This window comes from Nocardia sp. 852002-51101_SCH5132738 (assembly GCF_001665695.1).
In the GTDB taxonomy this organism is placed as follows: Bacteria; Actinomycetota; Actinomycetes; order Mycobacteriales; family Mycobacteriaceae; genus Nocardia; species Nocardia nova.
In genome coordinates this window covers 1-13407 of sequence record NZ_LZML01000062.1, presented here as the reverse complement: position 1 = coordinate 13407, position 13407 = coordinate 1, and the positions used below count along the sequence as shown (strand labels likewise).

Genomic DNA, 13407 nt, shown 5'->3' with positions numbered 1-13407 from the left:
CGCCTATCGCTCTCCGAGCCGCAGCGATTGCCGCACCTTCTCGGCGCGCTGTACCTCCCTGCCGTACAGCAAGCCGTAGGTGAAAGCGTTCTCCCCCGCCAGGTGCGCCTGGACACCGAGGGTGCGTACCTCGGCGCGGGCGACGACCGCGTCCTGGTGGACGCCGAGGGATTTCTGCAACGTCTTCATGCGGCGGGCCAGCTTCTTCTTGCCGGTCGCCTCGGCCGCGTAGCGGGTACGTTTCGCCGCCTTCCGCACCTCGTGCAGGCCGCGATCGGTACCGAGCCGGCCGATGTTGTCGAAGGCGCGGTCGACACGGCGGCGCGTCTTGCGCAGCGCCGTGGCCTTCGCGCGCTTCAGCGGCAGTCGGTGGCTGGTTTCGACGCAGTCCAGCAGCGCGAAATACCGTTCGCTGTTCAGTGCCTCGAGCACGTCGGCGCGGGCCGCCGACCGGCGCGGGACGAATGACTCGGTCAGCCGCCGGCGGACCTCGCCGATCACCAGTTCGTCCGGTAAGGCCCTGACTTCCGCGACGAGGTGGTCGTGCAGAACCTCGAGGTCCCGCATGTCTCCGAGCACCCCGGAGAGCCACTTCAGCTCGTTGCGCAGCTCTCGCGATCCCTTGAAGGCCTGCAGGATGCTGCGCAACCGGCGGCCCGCCACCCGCATCTGATGTATCGAGTCGGGGGCGCGGCGCCGGATCAGGACGTCCTGCTCGATCATCTTGTCCGCCTGCTCGCGCATATAACCCTGCACGCCCGGCTCGGGCGGGCGCCGCTCGGTACGGACACCGAGGACGCGCAGCGCCTTCGGCGGCGCATCCGACGGCTTGCCCAATCTCTTCTCGACGCTGTCGAACACATCCGGACCACCGCCGGCCAACTCGACCTCGATCTCCTCCCACGACATCACCGAGGACGACTCACCGAGCGTCTGACCGGACACGCTGTCCGCGACGACCTCGGCCGCGACTCGGCCCGCCTCCTCCAGCAGCCGCCATTTCCGCCGCTTCGTCCGGATATGCGCGACCGGCGCGAGCGGTTGGCCCCTGGTGATGCCCGTCAGCATGTCGGTCAGTTCCTCCGGCGCCGATTTGCCCCCGCGCCCCAGCGGGACCTGGATTTCCTCGCGGGTGTCCTCCCCCAGCGGCAATTTCAGATGCCACCCCGCGTCGTCCCCACCGGTCCGGCGCCGAAGCGTAATTCCCTTGTGCGCCAACCGCAGATCCGCGGTGTCATGGTAAACAGCGTCGAGCACCTGTTCGTCGGTCAGCGGGTCGAGAGTCATACCGGGCACATCATCGAGCGGCACCCCACCCGTGATCGGCAACTGGTACTTCCGTTCCCTTTCGTTCACGTGCGTGGCCATATGTTCCGGCTACCACGAATGAGCGACTTCAGTCACGTTACAGCGAAGGTAACGAGTTATGCGTCGTCGTTGCCCTCGCGCAGGGAGCGGATCATGCTCCGAAGGATCCGCAACGCGGTCGCCCGCTCGCTCTCGGTCAGGCCGGCCAGCATTCTGTCTTCGACGGACCGGACCGCCGCGCTCGCCTTCTCGAGGCTCCGTCGTCCGCGAGCCGTGAGCCGCGTGGGGAGCACCTTTCCGACCGGCGCCTCCGCGGGCCTGGTCACGTAGCCGTCTCGTTCCAGGGCTTGGAGCAGCACGTTCATCGACTGCCGTGTCACGAACGCACCCCGCGCCAGTTCCGAGTTCGACAAGCCGGGTCGTTGAGCCAGCAGCTCGAGGCAGGAGTAGTGGGTCACGCTCATCCCGAGCGGCCGCAATACCTCCTCCATGGCGACGCGAAGGACGCTCGAAGCCTCTTTCAGCAGGTAGCCCAGTGACGTCTCGAGGTCGACGCCGGCGCCGTCTTGACTCATGTCAGTATTCTGACATAGCGTTGTCTGTGTCAGAAACCTGACACAACCTAAGGAGCATCCTCGTGCCCGTCACCGGCCCCGACTTCATCTCACTTCAAACCCGCGACCTCGCCGCTGCACAGGCGTTCTACGAGCAGTACCTCGGCCTCGTCCGTTCACCGGCCGGCCCACCGCACGCCGTCGTCTTCGAGACGAAGCCGATCGCGTTCGCACTCCGCGACATCGTCCCCGGCACCGATCTCGCGTCCGCGGCCCAACCCGGAATCGGCACCGCGATCTGGCTCCACGCCACAGACGTCCAAACCATCCACGACGCTCTGGCCGCCGACGGTCACCCCATCGTCTCCGCACCGATCGACGGCCCCTTCGGCCGAACCTTCACCTTCGCCGACCCCGACGGCTACCACATCACCCTCCACGACCGCGCTTGACAGGGTTCGTCGGCGAACGATCGCGGTTGCGCCGGGTTCCCGTGGCCCTCACAGAACTCGTCACGATGGGCCGGGCCGAGAGCATCCGGCGTTATGCGGGAGATTTGTTCATGACCGTGAAGGCGAGATTGAGCAGACCCACCGGCACGAAAATGCCCGCCCACCATTTCAGTGATTTCAGGCATGCACCCTTGAGCCACGTCTCGCTGCGCCCGTAGACTCCCGCACTCGTTGCCGCCCAAGCCAATACGAATCCCAGTGTCGCCACATACTGGAGGACGGTCTGAGCGGTGTCGCGGAGCAATATCGCGATGATCGTGAAAACGATGGCGACGCAGAAGGCGATCGTCGCGAACTGGGTCGCTCGGACAACCTGGTTCAGCCCTTTCGCGATATCGGTCCGCCGTTCCGTCGCGATCGGTTCGTAGGGTGTGCGGTCGGAGTCCGCATCGTCCGCGGGCGGCGCCGGATTCCTCAAGCGTGCCTCCTTCACCCGCCGCAGCACCGCCTCGACCTTGTCCGGCAGCAACCGCACCACAGCCAAAGGCGGTCTGGCGTAACCCCTCTCGTACAGCAAGGTAGCGTCGGCCGGGCGCAGCCTCAGCGCTCCCACGCCGATCTCCGGCCTGTCCACGATCTTGTTGCCCCTGGTGAGCGTCTGCCAGCGTTGCAGTTTCACCACCTGGTGCCCGTACCGATATGTGACACGGCGATTGTGGTGGCGACAGCGCATCCACTCGCCGGGCACCCAATTGCGGCACGGTCGCCCCTTGCTCGTGCGCGGATAAGCGCATTGAACCGGCCACACCGACCCCCGCAGAAACCAGAGCAGGACAGACACGACAGCCACGTAGACCGGAAACAACCCGCCGATCCACAGCGGCCACGGTATCGGCGACACCGAATCGAGTTGCCTGGAAATCCACTGCAAGGTCGATGGAAGCAGAGACAGATAGTCGTTCACCAGCCACCCCCGTCATTCACATGTTTTGTCACGCAACGACTTCGACGATTATTCCTCAGTCGGTTCGGCGTCGTGGGGCATTCGGGATCGGATCGGCGACAGAGGATGAGCGTCGACGTCCCGGCAGAACTCAGCCCACTCGTCACCACGGCCTGTCCCCCGGGCCGCGGTCACCCTGCGAGGGCGCGGCATCGGCAACCGGTGCGGCGCTGTCGGATTCCTGTTCACCGAACGTCGAGCGCCCCGCGTGCCTCTGCGGCAGAGTGGTTTCCAGGGCGAAGCACCGATCCGGAAGGGCACCGATGACAACTCCGTCGCTCACCTCCGAGTATGCGAACCTGGATGCTCTTCGGATCCGCATCCGGACGCACCAGCTCTATTCCGAGGTCGACGACGACGTGAACGCCTCGGTGTTCGATGCATTGCGACTCTCGGGATCCGAGCATCTGATCGATATCGGTTGCGGTACCGGAGAATTCATTACCCTCCTCGCCGAGCGCGGCCATGCCGGGCGATTGTGCGGTCTCGATGCCTCACCGTCGGCCGCGGCTGCGGCGGCCCGGGTGCCGGGTGGGGCCGGTGTCCGCGCGACGGCACAGCAGATACCGGCTCCCGACGGAGCGTGGGATTGCCTGACGGCCAGGCACATGCTCTACCACCTCGACGACCCGTTCGCCGCTCTCCGGGAGTTCCGACGGGTGGTCCGTCCCGGCGGCACGGTATGTGTCGTCGTCAACAATGCCAGAGCGTGCGCACGGACCCGCGACCTCGTCACGGCCGTCGCCGGCCGCTACGGGTTCCGAGAGCCGCCGGACATGATGAACCACACCGTCAACTCCGACACCGTGCCCGCCATGATGCGAGATGTCTTCGGCAACGCCGAAGTCCGATCGTCCGACAACGCACTGGTCATCCCGGAACCCGAACCCGCGATCCGGTTCGCGGAATCGCTGTTCGCGTTCTCGGGCGTCACGCCGGCCGCGCCCGAATATCCCGAGATCCGTGCCGAGGTGGAATCCGAGTTGCGCGGCTGGTTCGCAGCCAACCCGGGCCGGTCGTGGCGAGATCCGAAGGGGTACACGGTGACTACGGCGACCCGTGCGTAAGCGGGTTCAGGCTATGGGCGCCCCGGCTCCGTCAGCTCCATCGGCCCCGCCCCCGTATGGCAGTCGTGAGGTAGCCGCCGTGGGTGCCCGTTCCGTCTTGTCATCGCCCGCTTCTCGATCGGCGGGGCGATGACTATGGTGCTGTTCCGGCCTTCGTCGTCTGGGCTATTCCGCCGCTCGCCCGTCCGGGACGGCCAGTCGCGCGACCCGCTTAGCCTTCGGTGATTCGACCGCCGACATGGACGGTGTGGCCGTAACCGCCTTCGGGCTGCTGGGCCAGGAGCGGCGGAACCTGGCGAGAGACCGCCGCCACCGGCTCGGAACGGGTGGTGACGTCGTGTGCGTCCTTATCGCGCCACAGCTGCGTCAGCCAGATCGTGTCCGGGTCGTCGAATGCGATGTTGATGCTGTAGTGGAGCAGGCCGCTCTCGTCTCCGCCGGCGCGAAATCCGGCGAGGAGCACAGCGATCAGTTCGTCACGCCGCCCGGGCAGAGCCTTCATCCGCCCGTAGACGCTGAACATGTTCCCACTGGACATACATATCGCCTTTCACCTGCCCACCCCGCGTCGAGGCTACTCCGCAGCGGCAATCGGCACCCTTCACCAATCCACCGCTACAGCGGTCGGTTTCGCGACGCAGCATGGGCAGACCTACGTCCGGAGCTCTTCGAGCCACGCCGTCGATCCTCCCGCGATTCATCGCTCGACGACGCCTTGCTTTCGCAGGAAAACCCCGAGCGCGGCACCCCGGATGCCGGAACCAGCACCAGGAACTGCTCGACCATCCACGACGATGGCGGCGAGCCGGACGTCACCCACATCGGTGACCAGCGACGGCTCCATCATGCGCGTCATAGCCCACATTCAGAGTTTGACGACGATCTTGCCGGTGTGGGTGCTGGATTCCATCAGACGGTGGGCGTCGCGGATGCTGTCGAGACCGTCGAAGACCGCCCCCACGTGCGGCCGGAAAACACCATCGCGGATGCCGGAGGCAATCCAGTGGTTGATCCGGCGGCGACCGTCGGCGGTGACCGACAGCTCCATGTTCGCGTACCCGAGAATTCGCAGCGGCCAGTTCATGGGCATCGCCATCGGGCGCTGGTCGAGCCAACCGTAGACGACGACGGTGCCGTTATGCGCTGCGGCCGTGCTCAATTCGGCCAGGCCCGGTCCGCCGACGGCGTCGAAGATCACCTGCGCGCCGACGCCGTCGGTGATGCGGCGGGTCTCGGCCACGACGTCGGTATCGCCCGAGGCGATGACGTGCGCCGCCCCGTTGTCGAGGAGGTATCGACTCTTCTCGCCGGTGCGGGTGACCGCGATGGGGATAGCGCCGATGCGGGCAGCGGTTTGCAGCGCGGCGATACCGACACCGCTGGACGCCGCGGTGATCAGTACATGGTCACCGGGACGCAGCCCACCGGTTTCGATCAGTCCACCGTATGCGGTGGAGTAGGTCAGCCAGGTGGCCGCGCCGGTCACCGCGTCGAGGCCTTCCGGGCGCGGCACCACGGACTCCACCGGCAGCACGACCCGCTCGGCGTAGACCCCCGCCGAGCTCATCTCGATATTCGGGCCCGTCGAAACCTTGTCCCCCACAGCGAATTCGGTGACATTGGCGCCCACCGCCTCGATCACCCCGGAGGATTCGTAGCCGAGCCGGGATCCCGGAAGCGTCGGCAGATAGTAGTAGGTGCCGGCCCTGAACAAGGCCTCCGCTCGGTTGAGTCCGAGTGCTTCGATGCGGATGAGTACCTCCCTCGGTCCGGGAGCGGGCAGGTCGAGATTCTCGATGGTCAATACCTCGGGGTCACCGAGTTCGTGGAAGACGACGGTGCGTGCGGAAATCGCGTCGGTTGTCATGCCATCGACGATATGTACCGCCGTGAAGATGATCTATGCGTGAAAGTCTCGCGCAAATGTCCGTTCGTCTCGCTGCGCCGTTCGCGGCTACCATGCGGATATGGGTTTGGACGTACTCAGCGATGCCGTCGCGACGATGCGAACCGGCCGCCCGCACTCCTCGCGCCAGCACAAGTCGGCTCCGTGGGGAATGCGCTTCCCCGCGTCCGACGGCACGGGATTCCATGTCGTGTTGCAAGGTTCGGCATGGTTGATCGTCGAGAATCGCGAACCCACTCCGCTCGGCCCCGGCGATATCGTCTTCCTGCCGCACGGCCGCGGCCACGCCTTGGCCAGCGATCCGTCCGTACCTTTGCGCGTGGTGAACCCACTGCCCGACGGATCGTGGCCACCACCCGCGACGGAACCCCACCAACCCGAGGCGCCCAGTACGTTACTGCTCTGCGGCGCATACCAACTCGACCGTCGACGCGCTCACCCCCTGCTCACCGACCTCCCCGATGTCGTCCATCTGCGCCCACGAGTCGGAGCGCACCGCTCCCTGCGAGCGGCGGTCGAACTACTCGGCACCGAACTCGAGGAGTCCCAGCCCGGTTCGGACGCGATCATCACGTCCCTGCTCGACACCCTGCTGCTCTACATCCTGCGCGCCTGGTGGTTGGACACCGAGGACGACGGGACCCCGCGTAACGGCTGGGCCGCCGCATTGGCCGATCGCCCCGTCGCCACCGCCCTCCGCGCCATCCATACCAGCCCCGAAAAGCCGTGGACCGTAGAGGAACTAGGCACCCTCGGCGGCCTGTCACGCGCCGCCTTCTCCCGCCGCTTCACCGCCACGGTCGGCCGATCCCCACTGGCCTATCTGACCTGGTGGCGCATGACTCTCGCCGGCCGCTTGCTCCGCTCCGACGACACCCCGTTGCACACTGTGGCCCAGCGAGTCGGCTACACCTCCGAATTCGCCTTCGCCAAGGCCTTCAAGCGCGAGTACAGCACTCCCCCGGGACGTTATCGCGCTGCGGCACATCATCTTCCACGGTGAGAGCGGCAGCTTCACACGTATCGCTAGTCGAAGCTGTCGTCCTCGGGAAGTTGCTGCGCTGCGGAGCGGCGCCGAACGAGCTTTGCGATCGTTCCGGCGACAGCCGCTCCGACCGCACCGCCGGCCACCGCGCCTAACAGACTCTGCGGCAACGAATCCGATGGCAGGGTGCGCCACAGGAAGACGATCACCCACGCGGCGATCAGCGGATACGTCGTGGCATACGCGATCCGTTTACGCCGCGGCGGGAAGCCTTTCAGCACGGTCTGCATATCGATGCCGCGCCGCGCGCAATAGCGCAGGAGCAGAAGTGATGTGAGACTGGGCAGCACGAAGATCAGCAGCGATACCCACTTGGCATCCAACGCTGCGGCGACGATGGCGATGGCGTAACAGCCGTAGATCGTGGCGCACAGCGCGATGGTCGAGCCTCGGTAGAACTCCTCGCGGGCGCGCTCGTCGCCCCAGGCCGGTTCGTCGGGCGCTAGGAAGATGTCTTCGAATGCAGTGGTTTTGGCCATGTCCCCTCCAGATCCTCGGTCCAGAAAATGTCTTCCACCGTCGTTCCCAGCGCACGGGCGATCCGCAGCGCGAGATAGACACTCGGCGCGTAGTCGCCTTGTTCGATCGAGATCACGGTCTGCCGGCTGACGCCGACGGTCGTCGCCAATTGCGCCTGGGTCATCCGGCACTCGCGCCGTCGCTTGCGTACCGGATGCTCCTGCTGATCGCCGACCACGAAACCAATGTTAAGGATGTTTGACATCTAATGTCAAGGAAACTTGTCTTTTCCCGGAGCGTTCGCGGCCCGCACGACCGCGATACCGGCTCGGACACCGTCCGGATTTGGTGGGACGTGGCCCGGTTGATCGATCCGCTCTACGACCCGGATCCGGAATTGGCCCAGCCCGCGCTGCGGATCGCTTAGGCAGTGCCCGACCGCGACCATCGATGGCAAGGGGACAGCCGCAGCGGTCGAGTCGGGCACGCCGCCAATCCAGTCGCCTCAGGCGAGCGACTGGTCCAACGGCGTCGCGTGGACGAAGTCGACGACCACTGCAGCGAGTTCTTCGCCCTTGTCCTCCTGGAGGAAATGCCCGGCCGAGGTGATGGTCACCGGTGAATGCGCTGCGGCGCCAGGGATTTTCGACGACAGCACCTTGTCCCCGCCGCGCGTGATCGGATCCGAGTCCGAGAAGGCACACAGGAACGGCCGCTCGAACGTCTCCAGGACTGCCCACGCGGCCCGGTTCGCGGGGGCGGCAGGATCCTCGGGACTGGTCGGAACCAGGAGCGGGAACTGGCGAGCGCCCTGCTTGTAGGTGTCGTCGGGGAAGGGAGCGTCGTAGGCAGCGATCACCTCGGGAGAGAGATCGGTCAGGCACGCGCCGTTGACGATCTTCCCCGCTCGGAAGTCGGGTGTGTCCTGGCTGAAGCGCTGCCATGCGAGGAACGCGTCGCCGGGATGGCTATCACCGGTCGGCAGGAATGTATTCGCGGCGACAACGCGCGCGAAGCGATCGGGATGTTCTCCGACCAGACGTAGCCCGATCAATCCACCCCAGTCCTGGCATACGAGGGTGATCCGGTCGAGGCCGATGGCTTCGATCGCCGCCCAGGTCCAGTCGACGTGTGCTTGATAGGTGTAGTCCCCACGGTCCGCCGGCTTGTCGCTACGGCCGAAGCCGACGAGGTCGATCGCGATCGCACGCAGCCCGGCCGCCACCAGCACGGGGATCATCCGCCGATACAGGTACGACCACGACGGTTCGCCGTGCAGCAGCAGCACGACCTCACCGTCGGGCGAGCCCTCGTCCAGGTAGTGCATCCGCAGCGTGGTCCCGTCACCCGCGGGCACCTCGACGTAATGCGGTTCGAACGGAAAGTCGGGCAGCCCCGTGAAGCGTTCGTCGGGCGTTCTCAATATCCGCATGGCCCAATCCCTTTCGTCGAAACTAGCCGCCGTTGCTGTACACCCGAGTCGGTTCGACCAGGACCGCCGCACGGCGCTCCGCCGCAATCACGCGGTCGTACTCGTCCCAGTCGTCGTGCTCACCGCCGGCGGCCGTGAACACATCACGCAGAAGCCGACGCAATCCCTCGGCGTCGATCCACGGCTGCGGATCGTCGGGACCCACGATCTGAGCGCGCCCCTCCACTGTCGCCCATGCCCAGCCCTGCCGGAACGTGGCGCTGACCTGCGGGCGAGCGCGAAGGTTCGCGAGCTTGACTTTGCCGTAGGTAACGAAACCAAGAACCGGCTCCCCCGTCGAAGGATGAGCCAACAGCCCGACGTTGACCAGCGTGGACTGAATAGTCTCGTCGGATCTGAGAGTGGAGACGACGGCGAGCCCCTTCTCGGCGCGACCGAGCTCCACCGCCTGTTCCAGTGTGGTCATCACATCTCCCGTGGTTGAGTGCTCCGATCCTCGCACGGCCCATTGTGCGCCCGCCGAATAGCGCGAATGGTGGCGACTTCACGAAGTTGGGCTGCGACTCGCTTCGCGCGATGTCGAATGGGCGTCGGGGTCGAATTTTTCGTGCAAACCTCGATGAGAATGCGAGAAAACTGCAAAATTCGGCGAGGTTTGCACGACCAGTACACATCCCCGCACGCCGGCCGATGCTGGATGCTGTGGATTAAGGGCACGAGCACTTCTTCGTGCGCGTCACGGCCTCACGGACGTAGCGCGGTGGCGCGGGGTGTGACGGGGTGTAGCGCGGTGCCGCGGGTGTAGCGCGGTGACGCGCGGTCTGGCGCGGTGCCGCACGGTCTGGCGCGGTGCCGCACGGTCTGGCGGTGACGGGCGCGTGGCGCGGTGCCACCAGCTGCACGGGCGATGCTGCGGGCGCCTGATGCAGTGCCGCCAGGCGCGATGCTGTGGGTGCGTAACGCGGTCACGCGAGGGTCGGGCGCGAAGAGCGATGGGCGTTCGAATCGAGCCGGCCTAGCGTCCCGCTGCCGGCCCCTCGATTGGCACATCCTGCGCCTGGTGCGAACCTCCGCTGCGCAATGGCACACCGACGTCATGCAGGTGCCTCAGCGCCTCGCAGTACGAGGTGACCAGCCCGGTCTCGTGATACGGCACGCCGATCTCGGCACAGTAATTGCGGACGATCACCTGGGCGTACCGCAGATTCGGAGTCGGCATGCTGGGGAACAAGTGGTGCTCGATCTGATAGTTCAGCCCACCGAGAGCGATATCGGTCAGCACGCCGCCGCGCACATTGCGCGAGGTCAACACCTGCCGGCGCAAGTAGTCGGGCCGGTCGTCTCCCGTGAAGGTCGGCATACCCTTGTGATTCGGCGCGAAGATGCACCCCATGTAGAGCCCGAACAGCGCTTGGTGCACAACGAAAAACGCAAAAGCCTTGTCGGCAGGCAGAATTGCGAACAGTGCTCCCAGATAGCCGGCGAAATGCCCGAACAGCAGCACGCCCTCCACTACACGGTGCTTGACCGCCCGGTTCCGGAGCGCCCGCACCCCGGCCACATGCAAATTCAGCCCCTCCAACATCAGCAGCGGGAAGAACAGGAACGCCTGCGCCCGCCCGATCAGCCGAGGCAACCCACGACTGGCCCGCGCCTGCCGTTGCGACCACACCAGAATGTCCGGCGCGACATCAGGATCCAGCTCCTCGTGATTCGGATTTGCGTGATGCCGCGTGTGCTTGTCCTGCCACCACCCGTACGCCAGTCCGATCCCGGCATTGCCGACGACCCGACCCATGATCTCGGTCGGGCGACGGAGCCGGAACACCTGGCGGTGGGCGACGTCATGCATGACGAGCGCGACCTGAGCGAAGGTCACGGCCATGAACGCCGCGACCAGAAGCGTCCACCACGAGTCGCCGACGAGCACGAGCGCCACCCAGCCGGCTACGAACGCAATCCCGACGAGGCCGAGCCGGATGGCGTAGTAGACGGGACGTCGAGTCATCAAGCCCGCGTCGGAGATTCGACGTAACAGGCGGGCGTAATCACCGTCGGTACGCCGCGATGATCTCGGGGAGGGCAGTGGGACCAAAGCCGGTGTCGTCATGGTTCTTCCTGGGAGCTGAGGCGCGGACGACACCTCGCCCGCTCGGGATCCCGACCGATGTCGATCGGGATCCGGTGCATCGCGCGGTGGGGCGGGGTGACGTGTCGATACACCGAAGCTATTGGCCGGCTTCTCGTTTCAACTCACCCCCAGGTATGGCATGGCATCGGACTGTGGGGTGATATCGAGCGTCACCGCAGGCAGGTAATCCAGCTGAAGCCTCGAACCGAGCGACCGGTCGACTTACCGCGCAACGACCCAACACGAAGGCGGCACAGTATTGGGTAAACGAGTTCGACCACCACCGCTCGAATCCACGGCGAGTGCGCGAGCGCCACCTCCGCAGTCATCGACTACGTTGTGCGGCTATTTGCGGACACCGCCGCCGACCTTGCCCACAACGAGCCATAGCCCGATCGGCGCTGGGACCCCCGCAACGCGGCGAGTGGCGGCGGAAGTGGGGCACGACCGCGTATGTCTCGCCGATTGCACAGCGTCCGGCACGTCGCTGCTCGTCGGAGAGCGCGTCACCCGGGCCACGCGGGCCTCAGGAAACCGTTATCACCGCTGGTAGCTGGCGATGACGCCCCAGAACAAAGGGCGGTCGATGATGCTGAAGTCCCAGTCGTCGACCAAGGCATGCAGATTGTCGACGATGCCCTCGATGTCGAAGTCGGCTGCCCGAGCGGTCCCCGTCGATTCGACGAGGCCGATCACATACTTGACGGCGGTTCCCATTGCGCCCGTATTCCCGGGATTCGGACTGCCAAACAGGGTTCGCGCCGCAATCACACCGGCGCGGAGAGCTTGCGTCTCTAGTCTTTTCGGCCGCCTCGCTGACGGGGCGGCTAGCGTGAGACGAGGCTGCCCGTGCGGTTGCCGCCGTGGGGCATGCCGGCAGCCGAATCATTCACGACAGCTTCGACAGGCAGGTGCTCCCGGCCCAGGGCAGTTGGGCCGGGAGCACATACCCAGTCCCGCGTGCACCGTGGCGAGGGCAGTGAAACCGGGTCGTGCGGGCGGGTAACCGCCCATCCCAGCGATATGCATTGAGAAATCATGAAATTGCTAGCCGATATTCCTGCCGGTCAGTCGAGCACCGCGGTCGCCTCGACCTCCACCCGCACATCCGGCTCGAAAAGGTAGTCGACACCGATCAGTGACGCCGGAGGCATCGGGATCGGCAGTCCGATCTCCGCGGCGACCGCCTCCACGCCGGCCATGAAGTCGTCGATCTGCTCCGGGCTCCACCTGGTGACGTAGAACGTCAGGCGCAGCACATCCGCGAAAGACGCACCCGCACCGGCCAATCCGCGAGCAGTGTTGCGCAGCGCCTGGGCGACCTGCCCGGCGAGATCGCCCGGCACAACCGGAGTGCCGTCCGCGAAATGTGCGACCTGCCCGCTGACGTGCACCTGGCGCGATCCGGTGCCTACAGCCACGTGATGGTAGGGGGTCGGCTGCAACATACCCTCGGGCGTGAAGTGCTTGACAGTCATGCTCTGGACCTTTCGTTTTCGTAGTATCGCTAAGATACTTAGTTGATGAAGGACACTTCAACGAAACCAGGTTTCAGCATGGATACCAACGGTGAAATCCGCATCGAGACAGCGCACCGTGACCTACTCGATCAAGTGCTCGACAAGTGGTCGCTCAGCGTCCTCAACGAACTCTGCGAACGCCCGTGCCGCTTCAACGAACTACGCCGCGCCATTCCCGCGGTCACCCAGAAGTCGCTCACCGCGACCTTGCGCAGACTCGAGCGCAACGGCGTGATCGAACGCGTAGTCGTCACCACCCGCCCGGTCGCGATCGAATACCGAATCACCCCCCTCGGCAAAACCCTGCGCCACCCTGTCGACGTACTGCTGGCATGGGCAGCCGACCATATGCCGGCCATCGAATCTGCGCGCGAGACTTACGATGCGCGCGAGGAGGACACGGTCCTGGGTTCATGACACCCACCGCCGTCGGCCATCGCGGCAAGATCTGGGGGTCAAGTCCAAGCGGGTGGTGTATCGGGGTGATTTCCGCGTGATCCTGTTCGATCAGGCGGTCAGTGCGGGGGTGG

General features: G+C 65.6%; 18 protein-coding genes. 5 read left to right on the top strand and 13 right to left on the bottom strand.

All coding sequences use genetic code 11. The features are described from left to right. Positions 1–3: 3 nt before the first annotated feature. Both A5789_RS09070 and A5789_RS09065 read right to left on the bottom strand, forming a co-directional pair. Positions 4–1368, bottom strand: a complete 1365-nt coding sequence (locus tag A5789_RS09070) for a CYTH and CHAD domain-containing protein (RefSeq protein WP_064901438.1) — start codon at positions 1366–1368, stop codon at positions 4–6. A 56-nt stretch (positions 1369–1424) separates the two neighbouring features. Next, entirely contained in the window at positions 1425–1883 is a 459-nt protein-coding gene (locus A5789_RS09065) for a MarR family winged helix-turn-helix transcriptional regulator (RefSeq protein ID WP_064901436.1), read from the bottom strand. Positions 1884–1945: 62 nt separating this feature from the next. On the opposite strand from A5789_RS09065, the gene A5789_RS09060 reads away from it, so the two are divergent. Beyond that, positions 1946–2314, top strand: a complete 369-nt coding sequence (locus A5789_RS09060) for a VOC family protein (protein WP_063016002.1) — start codon at positions 1946–1948, stop codon at positions 2312–2314. A gap of 91 nt (positions 2315–2405) precedes the next feature. Here the strand turns inward: A5789_RS09060 and A5789_RS09055 are convergent, their stop codons facing one another. Then, on the bottom strand, positions 2406–3278 hold the full coding sequence (locus A5789_RS09055) for a hypothetical protein (RefSeq protein WP_063016003.1): 873 nt from the start codon (positions 3276–3278) through the stop codon (positions 2406–2408). A 302-nt stretch (positions 3279–3580) separates the two neighbouring features. Between A5789_RS09055 and A5789_RS09050 the strand changes: the two genes are divergently transcribed. Next, positions 3581–4384, top strand: a complete 804-nt coding sequence (locus A5789_RS09050) for a class I SAM-dependent methyltransferase (RefSeq protein ID WP_064901432.1) — start codon at positions 3581–3583, stop codon at positions 4382–4384. A gap of 211 nt (positions 4385–4595) precedes the next feature. Here the strand turns inward: A5789_RS09050 and A5789_RS09045 are convergent, their stop codons facing one another. From A5789_RS09045 to A5789_RS09040, 3 genes are all read right to left on the bottom strand, one after another. Beyond that, positions 4596–4922: a putative quinol monooxygenase gene (locus A5789_RS09045; protein WP_064901430.1), complete on the bottom strand. Its 327-nt coding sequence runs from the start codon at positions 4920–4922 to the stop codon at positions 4596–4598. A 159-nt stretch (positions 4923–5081) separates the two neighbouring features. Continuing rightward, positions 5082–5240 (bottom strand): hypothetical protein, encoded by a 159-nt coding sequence (locus A5789_RS36420; protein ID WP_156511426.1) that lies wholly within the window; start codon positions 5238–5240, stop codon positions 5082–5084. Between the two features lie 9 nt (positions 5241–5249). Continuing rightward, positions 5250–6251: a zinc-dependent alcohol dehydrogenase family protein gene (locus A5789_RS09040; protein WP_064901428.1), complete on the bottom strand. Its 1002-nt coding sequence runs from the start codon at positions 6249–6251 to the stop codon at positions 5250–5252. A 100-nt stretch (positions 6252–6351) separates the two neighbouring features. Between A5789_RS09040 and A5789_RS09035 the strand changes: the two genes are divergently transcribed. Then, on the top strand, positions 6352–7293 hold the full coding sequence (locus A5789_RS09035; RefSeq protein ID WP_227463111.1) for an AraC family transcriptional regulator: 942 nt from the start codon (positions 6352–6354) through the stop codon (positions 7291–7293). A 23-nt stretch (positions 7294–7316) separates the two neighbouring features. Here the strand turns inward: A5789_RS09035 and A5789_RS09030 are convergent, their stop codons facing one another. Next, positions 7317–7814 carry a hypothetical protein gene (locus A5789_RS09030; protein WP_064901426.1) on the bottom strand — a complete coding sequence of 166 codons (498 nt, stop codon included), beginning with the start codon at positions 7812–7814 and terminating at the stop codon, positions 7317–7319. Next, on the bottom strand, positions 7778–8059 hold the full coding sequence (locus A5789_RS09025) for a helix-turn-helix transcriptional regulator (RefSeq protein ID WP_063016007.1): 282 nt from the start codon (positions 8057–8059) through the stop codon (positions 7778–7780). The genes A5789_RS09030 and A5789_RS09025 overlap by 37 nt, the downstream gene beginning before the upstream one ends. Before the next feature lie 3 nt (positions 8060–8062). On the opposite strand from A5789_RS09025, the gene A5789_RS36415 reads away from it, so the two are divergent. Further along, the gene (locus tag A5789_RS36415) at positions 8063–8221 is read left to right on the top strand and encodes a hypothetical protein (RefSeq protein WP_156769610.1); all 159 of its coding nucleotides are present in this window, start codon (positions 8063–8065) and stop codon (positions 8219–8221) included. 78 nt (positions 8222–8299) lie between these two features. Here A5789_RS36415 and A5789_RS09020 read toward each other — a convergent pair whose 3' ends face one another. From A5789_RS09020 to A5789_RS09005, 5 genes are all read right to left on the bottom strand, one after another. Next, positions 8300–9226, bottom strand: coding sequence for a haloalkane dehalogenase (locus A5789_RS09020; protein WP_064923408.1), 927 nt, complete (start codon positions 9224–9226; stop codon positions 8300–8302). 22 nt (positions 9227–9248) lie between these two features. Continuing rightward, positions 9249–9692, bottom strand: coding sequence for a TIGR03618 family F420-dependent PPOX class oxidoreductase (locus A5789_RS09015; protein WP_064923410.1), 444 nt, complete (start codon positions 9690–9692; stop codon positions 9249–9251). 549 nt (positions 9693–10241) lie between these two features. Further along, a complete protein-coding gene (locus A5789_RS09010; protein ID WP_227463112.1) occupies positions 10242–11165 on the bottom strand; it encodes an acyl-CoA desaturase in 924 nt (307 codons plus the stop codon). Positions 11166–11897: 732 nt separating this feature from the next. Further along, entirely contained in the window at positions 11898–12074 is a 177-nt protein-coding gene (locus A5789_RS37275) for a hypothetical protein (protein WP_181065144.1), read from the bottom strand. 350 nt (positions 12075–12424) lie between these two features. Beyond that, positions 12425–12835 (bottom strand): RidA family protein, encoded by a 411-nt coding sequence (locus tag A5789_RS09005; protein ID WP_030514836.1) that lies wholly within the window; start codon positions 12833–12835, stop codon positions 12425–12427. 45 nt (positions 12836–12880) lie between these two features. On the opposite strand from A5789_RS09005, the gene A5789_RS09000 reads away from it, so the two are divergent. Next, the gene (locus A5789_RS09000) at positions 12881–13294 is read left to right on the top strand and encodes a helix-turn-helix domain-containing protein (protein WP_197516580.1); all 414 of its coding nucleotides are present in this window, start codon (positions 12881–12883) and stop codon (positions 13292–13294) included. Positions 13295–13407: the final 113 nt, after the last annotated feature.

Coding starts and splice junctions, on each gene's coding strand:
- A5789_RS09070 (WP_064901438.1), bottom strand. CDS start 1,368: ATGGCCACGCACGTGAACGAAAGGGAACGGAAGTACCAGTTGCCGATC.
- A5789_RS09065 (WP_064901436.1), bottom strand. CDS start 1,883: ATGAGTCAAGACGGCGCCGGCGTCGACCTCGAGACGTCACTGGGCTAC.
- A5789_RS09050 (WP_064901432.1), top strand. CDS start 3,581: ATGACAACTCCGTCGCTCACCTCCGAGTATGCGAACCTGGATGCTCTT.
- A5789_RS09045 (WP_064901430.1), bottom strand. CDS start 4,922: ATGTCCAGTGGGAACATGTTCAGCGTCTACGGGCGGATGAAGGCTCTG.
- A5789_RS36420 (WP_156511426.1), bottom strand. CDS start 5,240: ATGACGCGCATGATGGAGCCGTCGCTGGTCACCGATGTGGGTGACGTC.
- A5789_RS09040 (WP_064901428.1), bottom strand. CDS start 6,251: ATGACAACCGACGCGATTTCCGCACGCACCGTCGTCTTCCACGAACTC.
- A5789_RS09035 (WP_227463111.1), top strand. CDS start 6,352: ATGGGTTTGGACGTACTCAGCGATGCCGTCGCGACGATGCGAACCGGC.
- A5789_RS09030 (WP_064901426.1), bottom strand. CDS start 7,814: ATGGCCAAAACCACTGCATTCGAAGACATCTTCCTAGCGCCCGACGAA.
- A5789_RS09025 (WP_063016007.1), bottom strand. CDS start 8,059: ATGTCAAACATCCTTAACATTGGTTTCGTGGTCGGCGATCAGCAGGAG.
- A5789_RS36415 (WP_156769610.1), top strand. CDS start 8,063: ATGTCAAGGAAACTTGTCTTTTCCCGGAGCGTTCGCGGCCCGCACGAC.
- A5789_RS09020 (WP_064923408.1), bottom strand. CDS start 9,226: ATGCGGATATTGAGAACGCCCGACGAACGCTTCACGGGGCTGCCCGAC.
- A5789_RS09015 (WP_064923410.1), bottom strand. CDS start 9,692: ATGACCACACTGGAACAGGCGGTGGAGCTCGGTCGCGCCGAGAAGGGG.
- A5789_RS37275 (WP_181065144.1), bottom strand. CDS start 12,074: ATGGGAACCGCCGTCAAGTATGTGATCGGCCTCGTCGAATCGACGGGG.
- A5789_RS09005 (WP_030514836.1), bottom strand. CDS start 12,835: ATGACTGTCAAGCACTTCACGCCCGAGGGTATGTTGCAGCCGACCCCC.
- A5789_RS09000 (WP_197516580.1), top strand. CDS start 12,881: ATGAAGGACACTTCAACGAAACCAGGTTTCAGCATGGATACCAACGGT.